The 21638-nt window shown below is 68.5% G+C and carries 17 protein-coding genes; 7 read left to right on the top strand and 10 right to left on the bottom strand.

Annotated features, from left to right (window positions below; translation table 11 throughout):
- The first annotated feature begins 1 nt into the window (after window position 1).
- Window positions 2-1813, top strand: a complete 1812-nt coding sequence (locus tag AB4Z55_RS20485) for a BCCT family transporter (protein WP_239403713.1) — start codon at window positions 2-4, stop codon at window positions 1811-1813.
- A 109-nt stretch (window positions 1814-1922) separates the two neighbouring features.
- Here AB4Z55_RS20485 and AB4Z55_RS20480 read toward each other — a convergent pair whose 3' ends face one another.
- The gene (locus AB4Z55_RS20480) at window positions 1923-3236 is read right to left on the bottom strand and encodes an aminotransferase class I/II-fold pyridoxal phosphate-dependent enzyme (RefSeq protein ID WP_369520410.1); all 1314 of its coding nucleotides are present in this window, start codon (window positions 3234-3236) and stop codon (window positions 1923-1925) included.
- A gap of 88 nt (window positions 3237-3324) precedes the next feature.
- On the opposite strand from AB4Z55_RS20480, the gene AB4Z55_RS20475 reads away from it, so the two are divergent.
- Window positions 3325-3738, top strand: coding sequence for a DUF5313 family protein (locus tag AB4Z55_RS20475; protein ID WP_354559919.1), 414 nt, complete (start codon window positions 3325-3327; stop codon window positions 3736-3738).
- Window positions 3739-3781: 43 nt separating this feature from the next.
- Here the strand turns inward: AB4Z55_RS20475 and AB4Z55_RS20470 are convergent, their stop codons facing one another.
- Window positions 3782-5362, bottom strand: a complete 1581-nt coding sequence (locus AB4Z55_RS20470; protein WP_354559921.1) for a glycosyltransferase family 39 protein — start codon at window positions 5360-5362, stop codon at window positions 3782-3784.
- A 38-nt stretch (window positions 5363-5400) separates the two neighbouring features.
- Here AB4Z55_RS20470 and rsmI point away from each other — a divergent pair, with 38 nt between their 5' ends.
- Window positions 5401-6339 (top strand): 16S rRNA (cytidine(1402)-2'-O)-methyltransferase, encoded by a 939-nt coding sequence (rsmI, locus tag AB4Z55_RS20465; protein ID WP_101821891.1) that lies wholly within the window; start codon window positions 5401-5403, stop codon window positions 6337-6339.
- On the opposite strand, the gene AB4Z55_RS20460 is transcribed toward rsmI, so the two are convergent.
- From AB4Z55_RS20460 to AB4Z55_RS20425, 8 genes are all read right to left on the bottom strand, one after another.
- Window positions 6263-7510 carry a transcriptional regulator gene (locus AB4Z55_RS20460; protein WP_354559922.1) on the bottom strand — a complete coding sequence of 416 codons (1248 nt, stop codon included), beginning with the start codon at window positions 7508-7510 and terminating at the stop codon, window positions 6263-6265. The genes rsmI and AB4Z55_RS20460 overlap by 77 nt on opposite strands.
- Window positions 7511-7539: 29 nt before the next feature.
- Window positions 7540-8766, bottom strand: coding sequence for an aminodeoxychorismate synthase component I (locus AB4Z55_RS20455; RefSeq protein ID WP_354559923.1), 1227 nt, complete (start codon window positions 8764-8766; stop codon window positions 7540-7542).
- Window positions 8767-8781: 15 nt separating this feature from the next.
- Window positions 8782-10356 carry a methionine--tRNA ligase gene (gene metG, locus AB4Z55_RS20450; RefSeq protein ID WP_248644978.1) on the bottom strand — a complete coding sequence of 525 codons (1575 nt, stop codon included), beginning with the start codon at window positions 10354-10356 and terminating at the stop codon, window positions 8782-8784.
- A gap of 570 nt (window positions 10357-10926) precedes the next feature.
- The gene (locus AB4Z55_RS20445) at window positions 10927-12168 is read right to left on the bottom strand and encodes a DUF222 domain-containing protein (RefSeq protein ID WP_369520409.1); all 1242 of its coding nucleotides are present in this window, start codon (window positions 12166-12168) and stop codon (window positions 10927-10929) included.
- A 289-nt stretch (window positions 12169-12457) separates the two neighbouring features.
- The gene (locus AB4Z55_RS20440; RefSeq protein WP_369520408.1) at window positions 12458-13447 is read right to left on the bottom strand and encodes a HEAT repeat domain-containing protein; all 990 of its coding nucleotides are present in this window, start codon (window positions 13445-13447) and stop codon (window positions 12458-12460) included.
- Between the two features lie 2 nt (window positions 13448-13449).
- Complete coding sequence (locus AB4Z55_RS20435; protein WP_101821881.1) at window positions 13450-14139, bottom strand: HEAT repeat domain-containing protein; 690 nt, start codon at window positions 14137-14139, stop codon at window positions 13450-13452.
- Window positions 14140-14206: 67 nt separating this feature from the next.
- Complete coding sequence (locus AB4Z55_RS20430; RefSeq protein ID WP_004019672.1) at window positions 14207-16564, bottom strand: glycoside hydrolase family 65 protein; 2358 nt, start codon at window positions 16562-16564, stop codon at window positions 14207-14209.
- Window positions 16561-17283 (bottom strand): beta-phosphoglucomutase family hydrolase, encoded by a 723-nt coding sequence (locus AB4Z55_RS20425; protein WP_369520407.1) that lies wholly within the window; start codon window positions 17281-17283, stop codon window positions 16561-16563. Before AB4Z55_RS20425 ends, AB4Z55_RS20430 begins: the two co-directional genes overlap by 4 nt.
- A 170-nt stretch (window positions 17284-17453) precedes the next feature.
- Between AB4Z55_RS20425 and AB4Z55_RS20420 the strand changes: the two genes are divergently transcribed.
- The 4 genes from AB4Z55_RS20420 (at window position 17454) to rsmA (ending at window position 21429) form a co-directional block, all read left to right on the top strand.
- Entirely contained in the window at window positions 17454-18284 is an 831-nt protein-coding gene (locus AB4Z55_RS20420; protein WP_354559932.1) for a PhzF family phenazine biosynthesis protein, read from the top strand.
- A gap of 64 nt (window positions 18285-18348) precedes the next feature.
- Complete coding sequence (locus tag AB4Z55_RS20415) at window positions 18349-19266, top strand: TatD family hydrolase (protein ID WP_354559934.1); 918 nt, start codon at window positions 18349-18351, stop codon at window positions 19264-19266.
- Between the two features lie 133 nt (window positions 19267-19399).
- The gene (locus AB4Z55_RS20410; protein ID WP_064569339.1) at window positions 19400-20524 is read left to right on the top strand and encodes a resuscitation-promoting factor; all 1125 of its coding nucleotides are present in this window, start codon (window positions 19400-19402) and stop codon (window positions 20522-20524) included.
- The gene (gene rsmA, locus AB4Z55_RS20405) at window positions 20488-21429 is read left to right on the top strand and encodes a 16S rRNA (adenine(1518)-N(6)/adenine(1519)-N(6))-dimethyltransferase RsmA (RefSeq protein WP_354559936.1); all 942 of its coding nucleotides are present in this window, start codon (window positions 20488-20490) and stop codon (window positions 21427-21429) included. Before AB4Z55_RS20410 ends, rsmA begins: the two co-directional genes overlap by 37 nt.
- Window positions 21430-21638 lie beyond the last annotated feature (209 nt).

Below are 21638 nucleotides of genomic sequence, written 5' to 3'. Positions count from 1 at the left end.
GATGACAAGTGAACAGGATGTGATCACCAGGCGTCCGAAGCAGACATTGGACCCGGTGGTCTTCACCGTGACCGCGGTTCTGGTCATCGCCTTCGTGATCTGGGGGATCGGCGACAAGGAGAGCCTCAACACCACCACGACCGAGGTGCTGAGTTGGATCACCAACAACCTCGGGTGGTTGTTCATCCTCTCGGCCACAGGCTTCGTGATCTTCGCGATCTTCCTGGCCGTGTCCAAATACGGCCGGATTCCGCTGGGCCGGACCGGGGAGAAGCCGCAGTTCCGCACCATCAGCTGGATCGCGATGATGTTCAGCGCCGGCATGGGCATCGGACTGATGTTCTTCGGCGCCTACGAGCCGCTCTACCACTTCGCCAGTCCGCCACCGGAAATCGGTCCCGACGACATCCGCGCGGCCATGGCGACGACGATGTTCCACTGGGGTTTCCACCCGTGGGCGATGTACGCGGTCGTCGGTCTGGCGCTGGCCTACAGCACGTACCGGCTGGGTCGGACGCAGCTGATGAGTGCGGTGTTCGAACGGCTCCTCGGTCCGCGGGTGTCCAACGGGCCGGGCGGCAAGGTCATCGACATCCTCGCGATCTTCGCCACCCTGTTCGGCACCGTGGCCTCCCTGGGACTCGGCGCGCTGCAGATCGGATCGGGTCTCGACACCCTCGGCTGGGTCAACGAGCCCACCAAGATGCTGCTCGTCGCGATCATCGCGCTCCTGACCGCGGCCTTCGTCGCGTCGGCGGTGTCGGGAATCGCGCGCGGTATCCAATGGTTGTCGAACATCAACATGGTGCTCGCCGTGGTGCTGGCGCTGTTCGTCTTCGTCGCCGGTCCGACCATCTTCATCCTGAATCTGCTGCCGACCACTCTCGGGGCCTACGCCACCGACCTGACCACCTTCGCGGCCCGCTCCGACGCCACGGTCACGACCGAGGCGGGTCATCAGTGGCTGGCGGACTGGACGATCTTCTACTGGGCGTGGTGGGTGTCCTGGACCCCGTTCGTCGGTCTGTTCCTCGCGAAGATCAGCCGCGGTCGCACCATCCGCGAGTTCGTGATCGGCGTCATGGTCGTCCCCACGACGGTGTCGCTGGTCTGGTTCTGCATCTTCGGCGGCACCGCGATCCATCAGGACATCGAGGGCACGCTGGCCTTCGATCCGGCGACCGCGGCCAGCGAGAGCACGCTGTTCGATGTTCTGGCCCACATGCCGTGGACCGGGGTGGCCTCGGCCCTGGTGATGATCCTGGTCGGCATCTTCTTCGTGTCCGGCGCCGACTCGGCCTCGCTCGTCATGGGCACTCTCTCGCAGCGGGGCGTCGAACATCCGTCGCGCTCGCTGACCGTGTTCTGGGGTGTGCTGACCGGCGTGGTCGCCGCGCTTCTCCTGGCGATCAGCGGCGACGACGCCCTCGACGGCATCAAGACGATGGCCATCATCGCCGCGCTGCCGTTCGTCGTGGTGATGATCGGCATGTGCCTGTCGCTCTATCTCGACCTCCGGCGTGACCCGCTGATCGTGTCCCGGCACGTCCTGACGGCCCAGGTCGACGAGCACGTCCGTGAGCAGGCGGTCGCCATCGCGACGGGCGAACTCCAGTCGATCGACGCCGACGCGGTACGGCACCTGGAGAAGATCGACCCGGACTTCGTCGAGCAGGCGAACGGTTCGGAGGCCGCCGGATCGACCAACGGGTCGTCGCCCGCCGCGCCGTCTGTCGGTGACGACGGCCGCACCGACGGGAACCGGGACGAGGGCCAGCGCGACACCGATCGCCTGCCCGGACCTGCGGTCTAGCAACCGATCTGCCCCCGATGGGGCGATGACACCCGGTGGGCCGCGCGATGGTGCGCGGCCCACCGGCGTCGGCGGGGCCGTGCCGGGGGTGGGAAGGGCCGAGGGCCGCCTACGGAGCGTCGATCTCCGCGATCGACGCGGCGAGAGCAGCGGTGAACGTCTCGGCAGCCGCCCGGTCGAGCCGGGACGTCGTGACCCGCAGGCCGTTTCGGGGGGTGGCGCTGTCGACGGCGAAGATCGTCCCGGGTTGTACCGCCCAGCCACGCCGGGCGAGCTCGGTGCTCACCTTCTCCGCGGGGACCTCGCGGGGCAGGTCGACCCAGGTGTTGATCCCGTCAGGTGGTCCGAGCGTCGACGCGACGCCCGCGGAGGTGAGTGCATCGATGAGAAATCCTGTGCGACGGGCATATTCGTCGCGAGCCGTGACGATGAGCTCGGTCGTCGCCGGATCGGTGAGAAGGTGCGCCGCGGTGGTCTGCAGCAGGTGGCTGACCCAGGGGCGGCCGGACCGGAGTCGCGCGTCGAGTGCGGCCGCTGTCGTCGGGTCGGCATCGACGAGGGCGACCCGCAGGTCCGGACCCAGGAACTTCGCGACGGACCTGACGACGGCCCAGTGCCGGCTGTTGTCCGGGATCACGCGCCGGTAGTCGTAGACCGACAGCAGCGAGAAGTGGTCGTCTTCGATGACCAGCACCTCGGGGTACCGCTCGAGGAGCGTACGGAGTTCTCCCGCACGGGTCTCGGAGAGGGCGATCCCGCCGGGGTTGTGGCCGCGGCAGGTGACGATGACGGCCCGAGCGCCCTCGTCCAGCGCCCGCGCCAGGTGATCGGGTCGCATGCCGGACCCGTCCAGTTCCACCGGTAGCGCGCGATATCCGTTGACGCGAATCGTGCCGACGCTGGCGAGAAAACACGGATTCTCCACGGCGACACCGTCACCCCGGACGAGGTGGGTGTTCAACAGCCGTTCCATCGCGTCGACGGCGCCGTGGGTCGCGACCAGTTCGCCTTCCTGCGGATGATCGCCGAACAGCACCGGCGCCGCGGCCCGGAGCGCCGGAGCCACCGCGGAAGTGCCGTACATCGTGGGCCGGTACGGTGACGCGGCGATCGCGGCGCGCAGGTCGGGGAGGAGATCGGGGTCCGGGTTGCCGCCGGCGAGGTCGACGGCATCTGCCGGGGCGGCGAGTTCGCTGCCGGGGTGGAGTCGGTCGGCGACCACCGTTCCGCCGCGGCCTCGGGTGTCCGCCGCGCCCAGTACGACGAGCTGCCGGTATGCCGTGGCCACGGTGTTGCGGTTGACGCCCAGCTCGGTTGCGAGTTCACGGATCGGCGGCAACGTGTCACCCGGTCGGAGTCGGCCGGAGACGATCGCGTCCCGAGCGCTCTGAACGATCGCGTTCACTGTCTGCCCGGAGATCACAACGGACACTGTAACCCCCGCTCCCCATTTTTGTCCTAGGACAAATGCTACCCTGGTCGTACACCACCGAGATCAGGAGTGTTCGCCCATGAATCACGAGTCCCCGCGCCCGGCCTGGTGGCGCTATGTCGCGTACTGGTACGGCGGCAGACTGCCTGTCTGGGTGCAGGATTGGGTGATCAACGACCTCGTCGGTCCCGGCGCCTCGGCGCGGATGGTCGCTCGGTGGTCGATACCGTGCATCATCCTCGTGCTGCCGATGCTGTTCGTCCCGGGGCCGTGGGGGGTGCGGATCACCATGACCATGCCGATCCTGCTGTCGTACCTGTTCTTCTCCATCGCGCTGAACCGTGTCTATCGCCGCTACCGGCTGGTCCAGCACGGACTCGATCCGGCACTGATCAACGCGCTCGACCGGGAGAAGAACGCCGACCTCTACGCCGAGTACCACCGGAAGTACCGCAACGAGGCCGCACCGCCGCCGTTCCCCGTCTCACGGTGAGGCCGCGTAGGCCTCACGGGATTCGGTTGTGCGCCAGGAGTGCTCAGCCCCAGCTGGGCAGCCAGATCTGCTGGCGCCAAAGGCCCGGTGATATCGGGGAACCCGTCAGGATGGGCCACAACCAGACGAAGTTCGCGACGACCAGGCCCACGTAGATCGCGACGACCAGGATCGCGAGCGCACGGCGCTCGGGCCGGGCGCGCGCCGTCGCCGCAGCCGAACGCAACAGATCACCGCAACACAGGGCGAGACCCATCACCAGAAACGGCGCGAGGACGGTCGCGTAGAAGAAGTACATCTGCCGGTCGAGCGCGAGGAACCACGGCAGGATGCCGGCGAGGTATCCGACGAGGACAGCCGCGTACCGCCAGTCGCGACGCACGATCCACGACCACAGTCCCCACAGGAGCATCGGCAACGACAGCCACCAGAGCGCGGGCGAGCCGATGAGCATCTGGGCGCGGACGCACTCACCCCCGCCGCACTGGTCGGGCCCGTTCTCGAGCGCGTACAGCATGGGACGCAGGCTCATCGGCCACGTCCACGGCTTGGACTCCCACGGGTGATGGTTGCCCGCGGAATTGGTCAGCCCCGAATGGAACTCGAGGATGCCGGACTCGTAGTACCACAACGATCGCCAGGCACCCGGCACCCACGCGAACGGGCCGTCGGTTCCGATCGTGTTGCCCACCTGGTAGCGGTAGACGGCGGTCTCGCTGGTGAACCAGGGGATGTAGGTCAAGAAGTAGATGACGACCGGCATCACCGCGAGACTCGCGCCGCTCGGGACGACGTCGCGCACCAGGGTGCCGACCCAGGGGCGCGGCACGTGATAGGCGCGGCGGGCGGCCACGTCGAAGCCGATCGCCAGTGCGGTGAAGAAGATGACGTAGTAGATCCCCGACCACTTGGTGCCGCAGTTCAACCCCAGCATCACACCGGCGGTGAACCGGTACCAGCGGAAGCCGAGTCGCGGTCCGAACGGGCTGTCGGCGATACGGCCCTCGAGGTACACGCGGTACATGCGTTCCCGGACCTGGTCGCGATCGGCGACGAGCGCGGCGAACGTGGCCACGATGAAGAGGGTCTGGAAGATGTCGAGCATGCCCATCCGGGATTGCACGAACAGCACGCCGTCGCAGATCGCGAAGATCCCCGCGATGGCGCCCACCAGCGTCGACCGGGTGAGCCGGCGCACCGCGCAGTAGATCAGCACGACGACCAGCACGCCCGAGACGGCCGGTGCGACACGCCAGCCGAGTGGACCGTAGCCGAAGATCGCCTCGGACGCCGCGAGCATCCATTTGCCGACCGGTGGGTGCACGACCAGGCCGTACGCCGGGTTGTCCTCGATCCAGTTGCCGCCGGACAGCACCTGCCAGCCCTGGGGGACGTAGTGCTTCTCGTCGAAGACCGGTGTGCCCTTGTCGGTGGGGTGGGTCAGGGCCCAGAACCGGGTGATGGTGGCCAGCAGTGCGATGACGACTCCGACGAGGAGTCCACGCCCGCGGTCGGGGGCACCGAACAGCGGTGCGGGCACGTCCGGGCCCAGGCGGGGTCGCGGAATCGGAGACCGTGGGTCGCCGCCGGACACCGGGGTGTCGTGCACGGCGGTGATGGTCACCCGATCGATCCTAGTGGTCCCTCGTAAGCTGGCTGTCGATGAACACCGCCCACCCCGGCATGTCCCACGCCGACGACGACGCCTCCGGGCCTCCGGACACCAGTGCTGTCGCCGACCCCGGTCGCGTGTCCCACGGTCTCGGCCGGCTGGTGCTGGCCGCCACGCCGATGGGACAGATCGACGACGCCTCGCCGCGTCTGCGTGCGGCCCTGCAGACCGCGGACATCGTCGCCGCCGAGGACACCCGGCGCGCCCGGTCGCTGGCCGCGGCGCTCGACGTCGAGATCGGCGGGCGGCTGGTCAGTTACTACGACCAGGTGGAGGCCGCGCGTACCCCGGGTCTCGTCAGCGCGATCGCCGAGGGGCAGACGGTACTGCTGATCACCGACGCCGGGATGCCGTCGGTCAGCGATCCCGGGTATCGCGTGGTGGTGGCATGCGCCGACGCGGGACTCCCGGTCACGGCACTGCCCGGGCCGTCGGCGGTGACGACGGCCCTCGCGGTGTCGGCGCTGCCCTCCGAGCGGTTCTGCTTCGAGGGTTTCGCTCCCCGCAAGCCCGGCGCGCGAGCCGCGTGGCTGCGCGAACTGGTCGCCCAGCCCCGGACCGCGGTGTTCTTCGAGTCGCCCCACCGACTCGCCGACACGCTGGTCGCCGCGGCCGAGATCCTCGGTCCGGACCGCCGCGCGGCGGTGTGCCGCGAGATGACCAAGACCTACGAAGAGGTCCGGCGCGGCCCGCTCGCCGAACTCGCCGAGTGGGCGGCTGACGGCGTCCGCGGCGAGATCACCGTGGTGATCGCCGGTGCCGTGGCCGCCGAACCCGACGTCGACGACCTCGCCGATCGGGCCGAAGAACTCGTGGCAGGCGGCATGCGGCTCAAGGACGCGTGCGCCGAGGTCACGCAGGGTTCCGGTGCCTCTCGGCGCGACGTCTACCAACAGGTACTCGAAAGACGTCGAGCTGATCCGGGCTGACGCGCAGTTCCACTCGCGGCGCCAGTCGATACGGCCGGCTCGAGACGAGCGCCCCGACCACCCGGCGCAGTCGGGACAGCTCGGCGCGCACGCTGACGGTGTGGCCGTCGTCGCCGAAGAGCAGCTGGCTCAATCGCTGTGAGGTGAGGCCCTGGTCACCGGCGTCGGCGAGGAGCAACAGGATCTGGGCATGCCTACGGGTCAGCACCGTGCGCCACGGCTCGCCGTCGCCGGTGACCGTGACGGTCGGCTCGCCGTCGAGGGAGAGCTCGGCCAGGACCGGGCCGGACGGGCCCGCCGGACGCACCAGCCACCCCTGCCCGAGGCGTTCGACCACACAGATCCCGAGCCCCGGCACGAACTGCCGCATGTCGTCCGTCGGGGCGGCGACGCGGACGGGCGGCGTGCAGCCGCGCCCTTCGGCGACCCATCCGTCGTCGTCGATGAGCAGCCCCGGCCCGTGCAGCCCGGCCAGCTGCGATTGTCCTGCGAATCGCAGGTCGGCGAGCTCGCGCTGGTGGGCGAGGGTGATCTCGTGTTCGCCGAGGGCGGCCAGCGCGGAGGTGAACGCCGATGCCGCCGGCTGCATCTCCATGGCCGGGCCCGCCAGGCCCGCGATGGCGATCATGTCGCCGGTGCGGTGGTCGTGCACCGGCACCGCGGTGCAGAACAGCCCGTGCAGCGAGCTGTAGTAGTGCTCGGCACCGAACAGCCGGGTCGGGCGCTGGAGGTGCACGGCGAGGCCGACCGCCGTGGTCGCCGTGGAGTTCTCGTCCCATCGGCTGCCCTCGACGAGTTCGAGCCGGTCGGCCTCCGGGAGAACGGACGCCGAGCCGCCGCGCCACAACAGCACGCCGTCCGCGTCGAACACGCCCAGCGTCATCGAGGCATCGTCCGCGGACTGGGCGAACAATCGCTGAAGTGGTTGTACCGCGTCTCTCAGGGGGTGCGTGGCGCGCCGGGTCTCGAGCTCGTCGTCCGAGATGTGGCCTGGGTTGTGCGTGTTGACGGTGGACCGGTGCCTGCCCGCCCGGACACGGCCCCACGATTCGACGACATCCCCCGGGACGTCGGCACGCGGGGTGCCGCCCGACATGAAGGCATCGTGGTCACGGCGCAGATCACGATCGAGCACCGCGAGATCGGTGGACGACCGGATGGGCACAGTCATGGCGGAATCGTACCCAACGAGGGGGTCGATCATGCCCAACCGCGCGACCCGACGATGCTGGCGGCCTTGTCGAGGCATTCCTGCCATTCCCGGGCCGGGTCGGAGTCGATGGTGATCCCGCCGCCGACACCGAGGGCGAGTGCCCCGTCGGGCGTGATCTCCACGGTCCGGATGGCGACGTTGAGGTCGAGTGCCCGCCCGGGGCCGGCCATGCCGATGGCCCCGCAGTACACGCCGCGCGCGTCGGACTCCCAGCCCTCGAGCAGTTCCATCGCCCGCAGCTTCGGGGTGCCGGTGACCGACGCCGGCGGAAACGTCGCCGCCAGGACGGCGTCGTTGCCCGTTCCCGGCGCCAGGATCGCCTCCACCCGCGACACCAGGTGCCAGACGCCGGGGGCGGGTACGACGGTCAGGAGTTCGGGGACCCGCACGCTGCCGGTCACCGCGATCCGGCCCAGATCGTTGCGGACCAGGTCGACGATCATGATGTTCTCGGCGATGTCCTTGGCAGAGGCGGCCAGCGCATCGGGGTCGGCGGAGGCGGGCAGGGTGCCCTTGATCGGCGACGACGAGATGATGTTGCCGGTCCGGCGCAGGTACGACTCCGGCGACAGGCTCGCCACCGCCCCCCAGTCACCTTGCAGGAAAGCGGCTTTCGCCGGCGCGGTGGCGCCGGCGAGTCCGGTGAAGAACTCGACGGGCCGGCCGCTCAGCGTGCCGGTGAAGCGGGTGCACACGCACGCCTGATAGACCTCTCCGGCGCGGATGGCGTCGAGGCACTGTGCGATGGCATCCAGATGTGAACTCCGTTCGGGCGCATGCCATTCCGCCGTCGATGCAGCGGCGGATCCGCGCCGCGTGACGGGGTCCGCCCGGTCTCCGGCGGCGCGCACGGCCGCCTCCGCCCAGTCGGGTACACCGGTGCCGGTGCGACTCCAGCGTCCGTCGCGGAGTACGAGCACGCCGTCGGTGTGTCCGCCGACGTTCGGTGGCAGCGACGCATCGTGCGGCCGCACGGGAAACCCGAGGTACCCGAACCAGAACCGGTCGGGGTCATCCGGGGGCAGGCAGCCGGGTGTCAGTTCGATCGACGGTGCGATGACGGCGTCGGCGTCGTACCAGTCACCGATCAGCGCGGCCGGCGGCGGCAGGCGACGCGCGGCGGTCTCGGCGTGCAGTGCGCGCAGCACATCGAGTGCCGGCGCCACCGCGTCCGGGCCGAGCGAGTCCGACCCCACCCCGTCCCACGCGACCATTCTCGATGTGCGGGTTCAGTTCTCGTACCGGGGGAACACCGGAGTCGGCTTCGGCAGCGCGGTACCGGGTTCCAACCGGGTGGCGGCTGCGGTGAACTGGCGGTCGTCGCCGACGACGAGGAGGTCCAGGATCTTGTTGGACGACTCCGGCATGACCGGCTGGCTCAGCAGCGCGACGATGCGCACCACCTCGGCGCAGACGTAGAGGACCGTGCCGGTGCGGTCGAGGTCGGTCTTGGCGAGCTTCCACGGTTCCTGTGCCGAGATGTACCGGTTGGTCTCGGCCAGCGTCGACCAGAGCGCCTCGAGCGCCAGGTGGATGGCCTGGTTGTCGATGTGGGCGCGCACGATGTCGAGCAGGGAATCCGCACGTGTCAGCAGCGCGGTGTCGGTGTCGGTGAACTCGCCCGGTGCCGGCAGGGTGCCGTCGAAGTACTTGCCGATCATCGACAGGGTGCGCTGCGCCAAGTTGCCGAATTCGTTGGCGAGGTCGGCGTTGATGCGGGACACGATCGCCTCCGCCGAGTACGAACCGTCCTGACCATAGGACACCTCGCGGAGGAAGAAGTAGCGCACCGGGTCGAGACCGAACTCGTCGATCAGGTTCTCCGGGTCGACGACGTTGCCGACCGACTTGCTCATCTTCTCGCCCTTGTTGAACAGGAAACCGTGCGCGAACACGCGCTTGGGCAACTCGACCCCGGCGCTCATCAGGAACGCGGGCCAGTAGACGCAGTGGAATCGGATGATGTCCTTGCCGATGATGTGCAGGTCGGCAGGCCAGAACCGCGCGAAGGTCTCCGGGTCGTCGGCGAAACCGACGCCGGTGAGGTAGTTGGTCAGGGCGTCGACCCACACGTACATGACGTGTTCGGGATGTCCGGGTACCGGGACGCCCCAGTCGAAGGTGGTGCGCGAGACCGACAGGTCGGTGAGGCCGCCCTTGACGAAACTGATGACCTCGTTGCGCCGGACGTCGGGACCGACGAACTCCGGCCGGGACTCGTAGAGCTCCAGCAGTTTGTCCTGATACGCCGAGAGGCGGAAGAAGTAGGTCTCTTCCTCGGTCCAGGTGAGGACATGCCCGGTGTCGGTGGCGACGCGGTCGCCGGACTCGTCGACCCGGGTGTCGGCCTCCGCGTAGAACGTCTCGTCCCGGACGTCGTACCAGCCCGAGTACTTGTCCAGGTAGATGTCGCCGCGGTCGCTCATCCGCTTCCACAGTTCTTCCGAGGCGCGCTTGTGGTCCTCGTCGGAGGTGCGGATGAAGCGCTCGAAGCTGGACCCGAGGCGTTCCTGCAGCGACTGGAAACGGTCGGAGTTCCGCTTCGCGAGTTCGGCGGTGGGGATGCCCTCCGCGGCGGCGGTCTGCTGCATCTTCTGCCCGTGGACGTCGGTGCCGGTGAGGAACCGGACGTCGAACCCGTCGAGCCGCTTGAACCGCGCGAGCGCATCGGCGGAGATGTACTCGTAGGCATGCCCGATGTGCGGAGCGCCGTTGGGGTAGGCGATCGCGGTGGTGATGTAGTACGGGCGTCCGTCGCCGTGGGATGCGCCGGACGGATCGGGGCTGGTCAGATCGGGTGCCATAGTGCCCAACAGACTACCGACCGGCCGGGACGGCACCCAATTGCGGTCCAGACGATTTCTGGTCGGCGCTGTGTTGATCCTGCGCGCGGCGCTGGGTCTGCGGAGGCCGCGGGAGCTGCGGAACGGTCACCACCAGCTCGCTGACCATCGTGCTGGTCCATGAACGGGCTCATGCGCCGACCCAGGTGCAGAACAATGCAGCGTCCGAGGTGGCGAGGGCCAGACCCGCGTGGTGGCGGCACACACGACCGAGACGGTGACGGCTGAGGCGACCGGGACGGCGGCGACTGCCGCGACCAAGACGGCGGCGACTGACGCGACCAAGACCGCGACGACTGATGCGTCAAGTAACGCGTCGAGTAACGCGGATTCGTTGCGGTCCATCTCCCGGAGATCCAGGAGACGGACCGCAACGACGCCCACGCCGTGCTCGGCTTTCACACTGTGGAGTTGTCAAGGAACGCCGCGACGGCCATGCCGTCAGGATCTGTGGTCGTGAGGTGTTGTCGTGTCGGGTGCTCGGTCCCGTCTGAGATGGCTTGTCCGGCAGTGCGTGCGGTGACGCAGGACCTACACGAACACGTCGTCGAGTCGCATCGTGCGTCGGTTGTAGGCGGGCCGCGGGCGGCGCTGTGGGTCGATGTCAGCAGGCGGGATCAGCCAGGGGTGGCGGTCATGTCCCATCGTCACTTCCCAGCCGTGATGATGTACCTGGGTGTGACAGCGCTGGCAGATCAGGCACCCGTTGTCGAGGTCGGTGGGGCCGCCGTCCATCCACGGCACGATGTGATGCACCTGCGTATGTGCAGCGGGCGCACCGCATTTGATGCAACACAGGTCACGGACCGTGATGGCCTTTCGTAAGTGGGACGGGAAGAGCCGCCTACTTGTCCCCATCTGTAAGGGCACGCCTTCCCCGTCCAGGACGATCTCGCTCGCAAGGGCGTCGCACGCGAGTCGCTTGGCGGTGGTCTGCGACACCGGACCGACCCATGGCAGTCGCGCCGGATCTTTCGCATCGGCCGGGATCGTCACCAACAGCTGGGTTCGAGGCGAACCGCTGGTGTCGAGGGTCGCTCCGATCGCCGCCTGATCCATCAACAACTCGAAGCCGTCGGCCCACCGCTGGTCCCGCGTCCGTCGATCCTCGCTGCCGTCGGGTTCGGGTCGCGGGCAGGATCGTTCGTCGATCATGGACAGGAACTTCTCACCGACCACAGCGGTGAGGTCGGCCTTGATCTCCACACGGCCATCGTCGGTGATGCGCGAGTTCACCACGTTCAGCGAGGCGTCCTCGGCAACCGGGATGGCGTCGTCGGCGGTGTCGGCGTTGCGGTGGGCGATGGTGCGTGCGTGGTCGGCGATCTCGGTGGGGGTGGCACCCGAGAAGGCTTGAGCCAGCAGCTCGGACTCATACGCCGCCCGGTCCTCGTCCGAAAGTCCTGTGGGTGTTTGCTTCTCGATGACGGTCAGGCCGCGGACAACCGCGTCGACGCATTCGCTCGCCAGATGCCCGTCGGAGGCGCAGTCGCCGAGCTTCGGCAACGAGTCGATCCGCTCTCCGATCCGTATGCTGCGGTGAGCGACAGCCGGCGCGAAACCCATCTCGATCAGCACCCCGCGTGTGGTCGACCCCACCTTGTCTGCCGCGCCGGTCGCTTCGAACGATGCTGCGTGCACGGCGATCTGATGACCGACGACGTTGTACAGCAACCGAAGTTCGTCCAGTCGGTCGAAAATCTCCCGGCCGGTCGGGTCGGTGGGTGGTTCGAGGGTGATCACGAAGTCTCGCATCTCGGCAATCGGGGTCATGCCACCAAGGTACTCGATAATCCGTTCGAAGACGAGCAGTTTCCACAACCAATGATGCCCAATTGATCTACACGCCAACGTAATTCACTTGTGTCTCCTCAGTGAACAGCAGTACCGCCAGTGAACTGCAGTGAACTGCAGTGAGCCGAGGTGAACAGAAGTCTCATGAGCCCCAACGTTTCACGTCGAGTGAGAATCGACGGCGACATCACGCGCCCCTGCTCTGCGATGTCCCGGATCGGGGAATCGCGCCATTGTGGCTCTGTCGCAACGGATTGAGAGAAGTCGCTCAGTCGTCCGGTCGCTGATCCAGGATGACGAACGCCGTCCGGGCGACCATGCTGTCGGCGTCGCCGATGAACACCTGAAGGGCGGAGGTCGCCGAGGTCCCCGGTATTTCGGCGAGAGCCTGCACCAGGCGCGATCGAACGGACGCGTCGGGGTCGGCACCCAGGCGGTCGACGAGCAGGTCGACGATCCGCTCGCGGTGGGCTTCGTGGCCGGCGAGGACCTCGGCGGCCTCGACATCGCGGTCGCCGGCACCGATGAGCTCGACCAGGGCATCGACCGAGACCGCGGCACCGCGGCGTCCGAGGGTCAGGGCAGCGGTGCGTCGGACGGCGGGATCGGGATCGGCGAGCAGTCCCTCGAGAACCGACGTGACCTGTGTGGTCCCCTCGATCGCGGCGAGCGCGGTGACCGCCCGGCGTCGAACAACCGGATCGGGGTCGGCCGCACCGTCGACGAGGCGGTCGACACCGCCGGGTCTCTGCGCGAGCGCCCACCGAAGGGCACCGGCGACGTTGGGATCGGGCTCCTTCAGGAGTGCGTCCGCCAGCGAGTCCCCGGACACCCTGACCTCGCCGGCCAGCATCGCGGCAGTCTGACGATCGGCCGCGTTGTCGGACTGGACGGCACGGAGCAGTCTGACCACTCCCAGCACCGCGGACCACTCGGTGGGCCCGGCACCCCGCACGTCCTGTAGACGCGCGAGGAGCTGGGCATCGGCAGCCATCCTCGCCTTCGTGTCGTCGATGAGGCGGTCCATGAGCGTGTCCGGTGCGAACCCCGGCTCGTCGAGCGCGCGGCCGACGTCGCGCAGCGAGAGTCCGAGCGATCGGAGGCTCTCGACGTGCATGAGCCGCTCGAGGTCGGCCTCGGAGTACTCCCGGTAGCCGCCGGACGTCCGGCCGGTCGGTCGCACGAGTCCGAGTGAGTCGTAGTGGCGCAGCATCCGGCTGCTCAAACCGGTCTGCCGCGCCACCTCGCCGATCAGCACCGCTACATTCCGTCCCTTGTTTCGACGGCCGAATCGTCGTCGGGGACAGGGCTGGTCGTCGGCGCGACGAAGTCCGACGCAGCGGCGAAGTCACTGTCCGGGTCGTCGATCAGCCGTTCGGTGGCCACGACGTGTGCGCGCACCGCGCCGTTGCCCCGCTGTTTCGCGACGGCAAGCGGTCCGGCCGTGGCGTCGCCGAGTCCGGCCAGGGCACGGCTGAGGCTCCGTCGGACGTCGGTGCTCCCGCGGCCGAGTTCGCCGGCCAGTTCGTTCGCGAGCCAGGCCTCCCGGCCCGCCGGGACCAGGACGACCGCGGTCCGCCAGGCGGCGCGAGCCACCTCGTCGTCCGCATCGTGCAGGAGCGCGGGGGTGATCGACGTCCACGCCGACCGGTCACCGATCTTCGACAGGGTGTGTAGCGCCTGTGCCCGCGCCTGCGGAGACGCGGACGCCAGCTCGGGAATGAGGCCGGGCACCGTCAGTTCGGCGGGCAACCGCGTCAGGGCCCAGGTCAACATGTCCCGCACGAAGAAGTCCGGTTCCACGCCGCAGCGTCGGATCAGCTCCTCGGCATACCCGGGATGCGGGTTGCTGCCCGCCGCCATCGCGGCCCGCAGCCGCATCGACGCGTCATCGGCCGACAATGCTGCCATCAGGGCCGGATCGAGTGGGCGGGTTGTCTGGTCGGTCATGATCGACCACCTCCTTCACCGCCCACCTGACCGCTTGACACCGTGTCAAGGTCAAGCGTCGGGGGCTTTAGATCTCCCGACGATACGGATCACACCCGGGCGGGGCCTTGGGCGGCTCGCGATATTCCAGTTCCGGGATGTGCATGGTCATCGGGGCGGACTCGAGAGTGAACTTCTCGCCGTGATGCGCGAGGTCGATCGGCGGGCCCGACAGCAACCGATAGGTCGCGTTGTCCTTGTCGACGGCCACGACGATCTTCGAGTCACGGATGATCATGCGGAACGACATGTAGGTCAGCCGCTTCGGGAGCCGGGGCGCGAACGTGATGTTCCCGCCGAAGTCGCGCATGCCGCCGAAACCGGCCACGCAGTCGGTCCAGGCACCCGCGAGCGCCGCGATGTGTAGTCCGCTGCTGACGTTGTTGTGCAGGTCGTGCAGGTCGGTGAACACCGACTCGGCGAGCAGATCGTAGGCGAGATCGGGGTAGCCGACCTCGGCGGCGGTGACCGCCTCGCAGCACGCCGACAGGGACGAGTCGCGGACGGTGAGCGGGTAGTAGTAGTCGAAGTTGCGCAGTTTCTGCTCGGGGGTGAAGGCATCGCCGAACAGATAGGTCGCGAAGACCAGGTCGGCCTGCTTGACCACCTGCTTGCGGTAGAGGTCGTAGTACGGATAGTTCAGCAGCAGCGGATACCGCCCGACCGACGACTCGAAATCCCAGGCGCCCAGCAGGGTGAACGACTCGCACTGCTGGTGGACGCCGAGGGCGTCGTCGTAGGGGATCGTCATGTCGTCGGCGCACGCCTCCCAGTGCGCCGCCTCGGCGGTCGTGACCCCGAGATGCTCGGCGAGATCGGGCCGGCGGTGCACGGCGGCCACCGCGTCCCGCAGGTTCTGTTGCGCTGCGAGGTTGGTGAAGGTGTTGTTGTTCACGACCGCGGTGTACTCGTCGGGACCCGTCACCCCGTCGATGCGGAACTTCCCGTTCACATCGTGGTGACCCAGCCCGGCGAACAGTCGCGCGGTCTCCACGAGTAGTTCGACGCCGCACTCGGTTTCGAACTGCTCGTCGTTGGTCGCTCGAAGGTAGCGAGCGGTGGCGTTGGCGATGTCGGCGGACACGTGCACGCCTGCGGTGCCGGCGGGCCAGTAGCCCGAACACTCGTCGCCGTTGATCGACCGCCACGGGAACATCGCCCCGCGCTGGCCGAGTTCGGCGGCGCGGGACTTCGCCTTGTCCATGGTGGAGTGGCGCCACCGTAGTTCCTCGCCGGCGGCGGCGGGGACCGTGTAGGTGAGCATCGGCAGGATGAAACTCTCGGTGTCCCAGAAGGTGTGACCGTCGTAGCCGGGGCCGGTGAGGCCCTTGGCCGGGATGGCGCGGGACTGACCGCGTGCGCCGGCCTGCAACACGTGGAAGAGCGCGAACCGGACGGCCTGCTGCAGCTCCGGATCGCCGTCGAGTTCGACATCGGCGTCGCGCCAGAAGTCCTCGAGGTAGCGGACCTGGTCGGCCTTGAGTGAGTCCCAGCCGGTCTCCATCGCCATCGCGAGGGCCGCGTCGACCTGGGCGCGCAGTGCCGGCACCGAACGCCGCGCCGACCAGCCGTACCCCATGTACTTGGTCAGCGTGAGGCTCTTGCCCTTCGGCACGTTCGCCGCGATGGTGAGCCGGGCGAGGTCGCCGTCGGCGCGGATGAACGTGTCCGCCTTGTCCGGGAAGTAGATTTCGTGATCCATCCCGGCCGCGATGTGCAGGCCGGACTTCTTGGTGTGGTGGACCAGCATGCCCCAGTAGTTGCGGCATGTCGCGAGATCGGAGACGAGGGGTGCGTCGAGCGCGGCCGCCAGGCGCGGGTCGTTCCCGGGGGCGGGCACCGGCTCGTTGGCGAGGAGGTCCGACTGCAGGACGAGCTTCATGTCCTCGTCGACGGGCTCGACCTCATACCGGATCGCGGCGATGGTGCGCTTGGTGAAGGACACGAGCCGCTCGGATTTGATGCGCACCTTGCGGCCCGTGGGTGAGGTCCAGACGGTGTGGCGACGCAGTGTGCCGGTACGGAAGTCGAGGGTCCGCTCGTGTTCTTCGGTACGCCCGTACCGGAGGTCCATCGGCTCGTCCTCGACGAGCAGCCGGATGATCTTGCCGTCGGTCACGTTGACGACGGTCTGTCCCGACTCGGGGTAACCGTAACCGCTCTCCGCGTAGGGCAGGCCGCGCAGTTCGTAGAAGCCGTTGAGATAGGTGCCGGGATGATCGACGGGCTCGCCCTCTTCGAACGACCCGCGTAAACCGATGTGTCCGTTGGACAGTGCGAAGAGTGTCTCGGTCCGGCCGAGCATGTCGAGGTCGACTCCGCCGCGCCACTTTAGCTGCCACGGGTGGATCTCGAAGCCGAAGTCGTGGCCGTGCTCGGCGGTCATGCGGGGAGCAATTCGTCGAGGTCCGTCACGACGACGTTGGCGCCGGCCGCGCGCATCGCCTCGGCCTGCCCACCGCCGACACGGTCGACGCCGACGACGTAGCCGAATTCGCCCGCGCTGCCGGCCCGGATGCCGGAGATGGCGTCTTCGAAGACCGCTGCCGCAGAGGGTTCGACGCCCATCTGCTCGGCGCCCAGGAGGAACGAGTCGGGAGCGGGTTTGCCGTTCAGGCCCTTCGACACGATGTCGAGCCCGTCCACCCGGACCTCGACGAATTTCGACAGATCCGCTGCATCCAGCACTGCTGCTCCGTTCTTCGAGGAGGTCACGACCGCGATCCGGAGGCCCGCATCACGAGCCGCCTCGAGGTACCGCACCGAACCCGGATATGCCTGCCCGCCGTCCTCGGCCAGGGACACCAGGAACATGTCGTTCTTCCCGTTCCCGATGGCGGTCACGGTCTGCGGGTCGACGTCGTCGATGCCGCGGGAGGCGAGGAAGGCTCGCACGCCGTCTTCCCGGGGACGTCCGTCGACGTAGTCGAGGTAGTCCTGGTCGGTGAACTCGACGAAATCGGCATGGTCCTCGCCGCCCGCACGCGCGGCGAGGAAGGCGTCGAACGCCTTCTTCCATGCCTTGCGGTGCAACACCGCGGTCTCGGTGAGAACCCCGTCGAGGTCGAACAGTGCGACGGTGATCGAATCTGGCAATCCCAACACGCTTCGCCACGCTACCCGTCCCGGACGACTCCGGCGCGATTTGCGCGGCCGGGCGAACCGTTTTCCCGCGGTGGTGGTGCTCGCGGCGGCGGGCGACCGCTCGCCGTCCCGGGGTGACGGGCCCGAAAAACCTTTGACCGGGCTGCAACTGAGGGTGAGACGATGAACCGATGACCCGACGTTTCGCCCAGATCGATGTGTTCTCCGCCACCGGAACCGGTGGTAACCCGGTGGCCGTGGTGCTCGATGCCGCCGACATCCCCGACGACCGGATGGCGGCATTCGCCCGCTGGACCAATCTGTCGGAGACGACGTTCGTGCTGCCGCCGACCGACGCCGCAGCCGACTACCGCCTGCGGATCTTCACCCCGGACGGGGAGTTGCCCTTCGCCGGTCACCCCACGCTCGGTTCCGCGCATGCGTGGCTGACGACGGGCGGCCACCCTGCGGGGGAGGACATCGTGCAGGAGTGCGGCGTCGGCCTGGTCCGACTCCGCCGTTCGGGTGCACGGCTGGCCTTCGCGGCACCGCCGTTGCGACGATCCGGCCCCGTCGAGTCCGCGGTCGTCGCCGAGGTCGCCGCCGCACTGGGGATCGTGGCCGGCGAGGTCCTCGCGGCCGAGTGGGTCGACAACGGGCCGGAATGGATGGTGCTGCAACTCGCGTCCGGGGAGCGGGTGCTCGAGGTGACGCCGGACATCCCGGCGCTCGGCGATCACAAGGTCGGATTGTTCGGGATGTACGAGTCGGACGGTGAGGTCTTCGGAGAGGTCCGGGCCTTCGTGCCGGGCATCGGCGTCCCCGAGGACCCGGTGACGGGCAGTCTCAACGCGGGTATCGCGATGTGGCTGCGTGCGAACGGTCACGCCCCGGCGTCGTATGTCGCGGCCCAGGGCGCCGCACTCGGCCGTGCCGGACGCGTTCACGTCCACGACGACGGCGAGAACATCTGGATCGGTGGCGACACGACGACGGTGATCGAGGGCACGGTGACGCTCTGACCCGGATGCCCGGGCGTGAGGGCCGCAACCGGAGGGTGTCGGCGCGCTGTGCCAAGGTGGTGCCATGAGCGACGCCCCTGGCGCCCCGGACAAGAGCGATCCCGAGACGAGCGGCGACGAATCTCTGAGCAACAAGGCCGCCAGGAAGCGGCGTCGACGCGAACCACCGCCCGACCCGGCGCCCCTGCCCGGCCTCGTCGACGCCCACACCCACCTGGCCGCGTGTGGCGGGCGCGATGCCGAGACGGTCCGTGCGATCTGCGACCACGCGCATGCCGTCGGTGTCGACCATGTCGTCACGGTTGCCGACGACATGGTCGACGCGCGCTGGGCGGTCGCCGCCGGGGACTGGGACGACCGGGTGTACGCGGCGGTGGCCCTACACCCGATGCACGCCGGCGATCTGAACGACGAGACTGCCGCCGAACTCGAGCAGATGGTTCGTCATCCGCGCGTCGTCGCCGTGGGCGAGACCGGGCTCGACTACTACTGGCCTGGGAAGTCGGACGAGTGCGCGCCGCCCGAGGTGCAGCACGAGGCCTTCCGCTGGCACATCGACCTCGCGAAGCGTGTGGGCAAACCCCTGATGATCCACAACCGCGAGGCCGACCGCGACCTGCTGGACATCTTGGCCGCGGAGGGGGCACCCGACTCCGTGATCATGCACTGCTTCTCCGGTGACCGAAACGTTGCCCGCGAATGTGTCGACCGTGGCTTCATGCTCAGCTTCGCCGGCACTGTGAGCTTCGCCAACGCCGACGAACTCCGGGTCGCGGCCGAACTCGTGCCCGACGACCAGATCCTCGTCGAGACCGACGCCCCGTTTTTGACCCCGCATCCCTACCGTGGCCAGCCGAATCGGTCCTACTGCCTCCCGTACACGGCGCGAGCGCTCGCCGAGGTGCGCGGCGTGACCGATGTGGAGATGGCGCGTCTTCTCGGAGCCAACGCGCGACGGGTCTACGGCATCCCTTTGCCATAATCTGGCCGGTTCGTTATCGTACTGTGATCCGCCTGGCCGACGTGCTGATCCACTCGGCGGGCGTGGTGCCAGTGTTGCCTATCAGGATGTCGTGCCCTTGTCTTCCTTGCCCAATCCAGAGTCGTCCGAGCCGGTGTCGTCCAAGTCGGTGTTCGCCAAGATCAACGGATCGAACTCGTTGCGTGTCCGCGTCGCGGTCGGCGCCGTCTGCGCCACTGTCGCGGCCGGCGGGATCATGGGCGTCACCATGCACAAGAACGTCGCGATCGACGTCGACGGCGACGTCCGGCACGTGTCCACCATGGCGATGTCCGTCGAGAGCCTCCTCGAGTCCGAGGGGCTGGCGCCCGCCGACGGTGACAAGGTGAGCCCCGCGCCCGACTCCGGCTTCGGCGACGGCCAGACCATCCGGGTGAACAAGCTCAAGCAGCTCACCCTCGACATCGAGGGCAAGCGCGAGACCATCGTCACCAACGCCTCGACCGTGGACCAGCTGATGGCCGAGCGTGGGTTGACCCACGCCGCCGAGGAGACCGCGTTCGGCCAGGAGCTGCCGGTCGGCGGCGGCCAGATCGAGGTCGCACTGCCCAAGCCGGTGAACCTCGTCGACGGGCCGGCCAAGAAGCGTCCGACCGTCGCCGCGCACACCGTCAAGGATCTGCTCGAGTCGCTCGGGACGCCGCTGGGCGCCGAGGACAAGGTCACTCCCGCGGCCGACACCAAGGTCACCCCGAATCTGAAGATCGTCGTCACGCGGATCAAGACCGAGGACGTCACGCTCACCGAGCCGGTCGCGCCGCCGGAGGTCAAGAAGGAAGATCCGACCCTCATCCGCGATCGCAAGGTGGTCGAGAAGAAGGGCACGCCCGGTGAGGCGCGCGTGACGTACAAGGTCACCACCGTCAACGGCCGAGTTGTCAAGCGCGACAAGCTGACCAGTGAAGTGCTCACCGAACCGGTCGCGGCCACCGTCCGCATCGGCACCAAACCGGGCGCGCCGTTCGTGCCGTTCGGGTCCGTCTGGGACGCTCTCGCCGCGTGCGAGGCAACCGGGAACTGGGCCATCAACACGGGCAACGGTTTCTACGGCGGGGTGCAGTTCGATCAGAACACCTGGGAACGCTGGGGCGGTCTCGAGTATGCGCCGCGCGCCGACCTCGCCAGCCGCGAGGAGCAGATCGCCGTCGCCAGCAAGACCCAGGCGGTCCAGGGCTGGGGCGCGTGGCCGTCCTGCTCGTCCAAGCTGGGCCTGCGCTGATCGACGAGACGCCGGCACCTGACGAGACGCCCGCGGGCAAGCCCGACGAGGCTCCCCGTCTGCTCGGTCCCGCACAGATCCGGGAACTCGCGGCCGAGGTCGGCGTCCGGCCGACCAAGACGCTGGGACAGAACTTCGTCCACGACGCGAACACGGTCCGGCGGATCGTCGCGGCGTCGGGTGTCGGTCCCGAGGACACCGTTCTCGAGGTCGGTCCGGGGTTGGGCTCGCTCACCCTCGCGCTCCTCGGAACCGCAGGCAAGGTCGTCGCGATCGAGATCGATCCGGTTCTCGCCCAACGTCTTCCGGCGACGATCGCGGAGTACGCGCCGGGCCGTCAGGACAATTTTCAGGTCATTGTCGCCGATGCGCTGCAGGTGACGCGCGACGACCTCCCCGCGGTGCCCACCGCGCTCGTCGCGAACCTGCCGTACAACGTGTCGGTGCCGGTCCTGTTGCACCTGCTCGGTCTCTTCCCCGAGATCACCACCGCCCTGGTGATGGTGCAGGCGGAGGTCGCCGACCGCCTCGCCGCGGGCCCGGGCAGCCGGACCTACGGCGTGCCGAGCGTCAAGGCGCGTTACCACGGGCGCGTGAGCCGCGCCGGTGCGGTGGGACGCAACGTGTTCTGGCCCGAACCCAAGGTCGAATCGGGGCTCGTCCGTATCGAACGCACCGACGATCACTCCACCGATCCGGTTGAACGCGCGCGGGTGTTCGCGGCGATCGACGCGGCATTCGCCCAGCGCCGCAAGACGATGCGGTCGGCACTGGCCGGATGGGCCGGGTCGGCGGCCGAGGCCGAACGCCGACTGCGCGAAGCAGATATCGATCCCGGCGTGCGCGGCGAGAAACTCGACGTCGACGATTTCGTCCGGCTCGCCCGCACGACCGCTGGTCTCTGAACCAGCCAGGGGCGACGACTCATTCCGCTCGATGCACCAGCGCGAGCGACGTCTCACTCCTCCTGATCCGATAGAAGCGGCCCCTTCTGCTCCCTGAGGAGCGCCCGGAGCGTGCGGAGGGCGCGTCACGAAGGGTCTGCCAAGCATCTCACCAGGACCCTTCGTGACGCTCGCAAGCTCGCTCCTCAGGGGGCGGGGCGACGCTCGCT

This window comes from Gordonia sp. ABKF26 (assembly GCF_041103195.1).
Classification (GTDB): Bacteria; Actinomycetota; Actinomycetes; order Mycobacteriales; family Mycobacteriaceae; genus Gordonia; species Gordonia terrae.
This window is presented reverse-complemented; position numbering and strand designations above follow the sequence as displayed.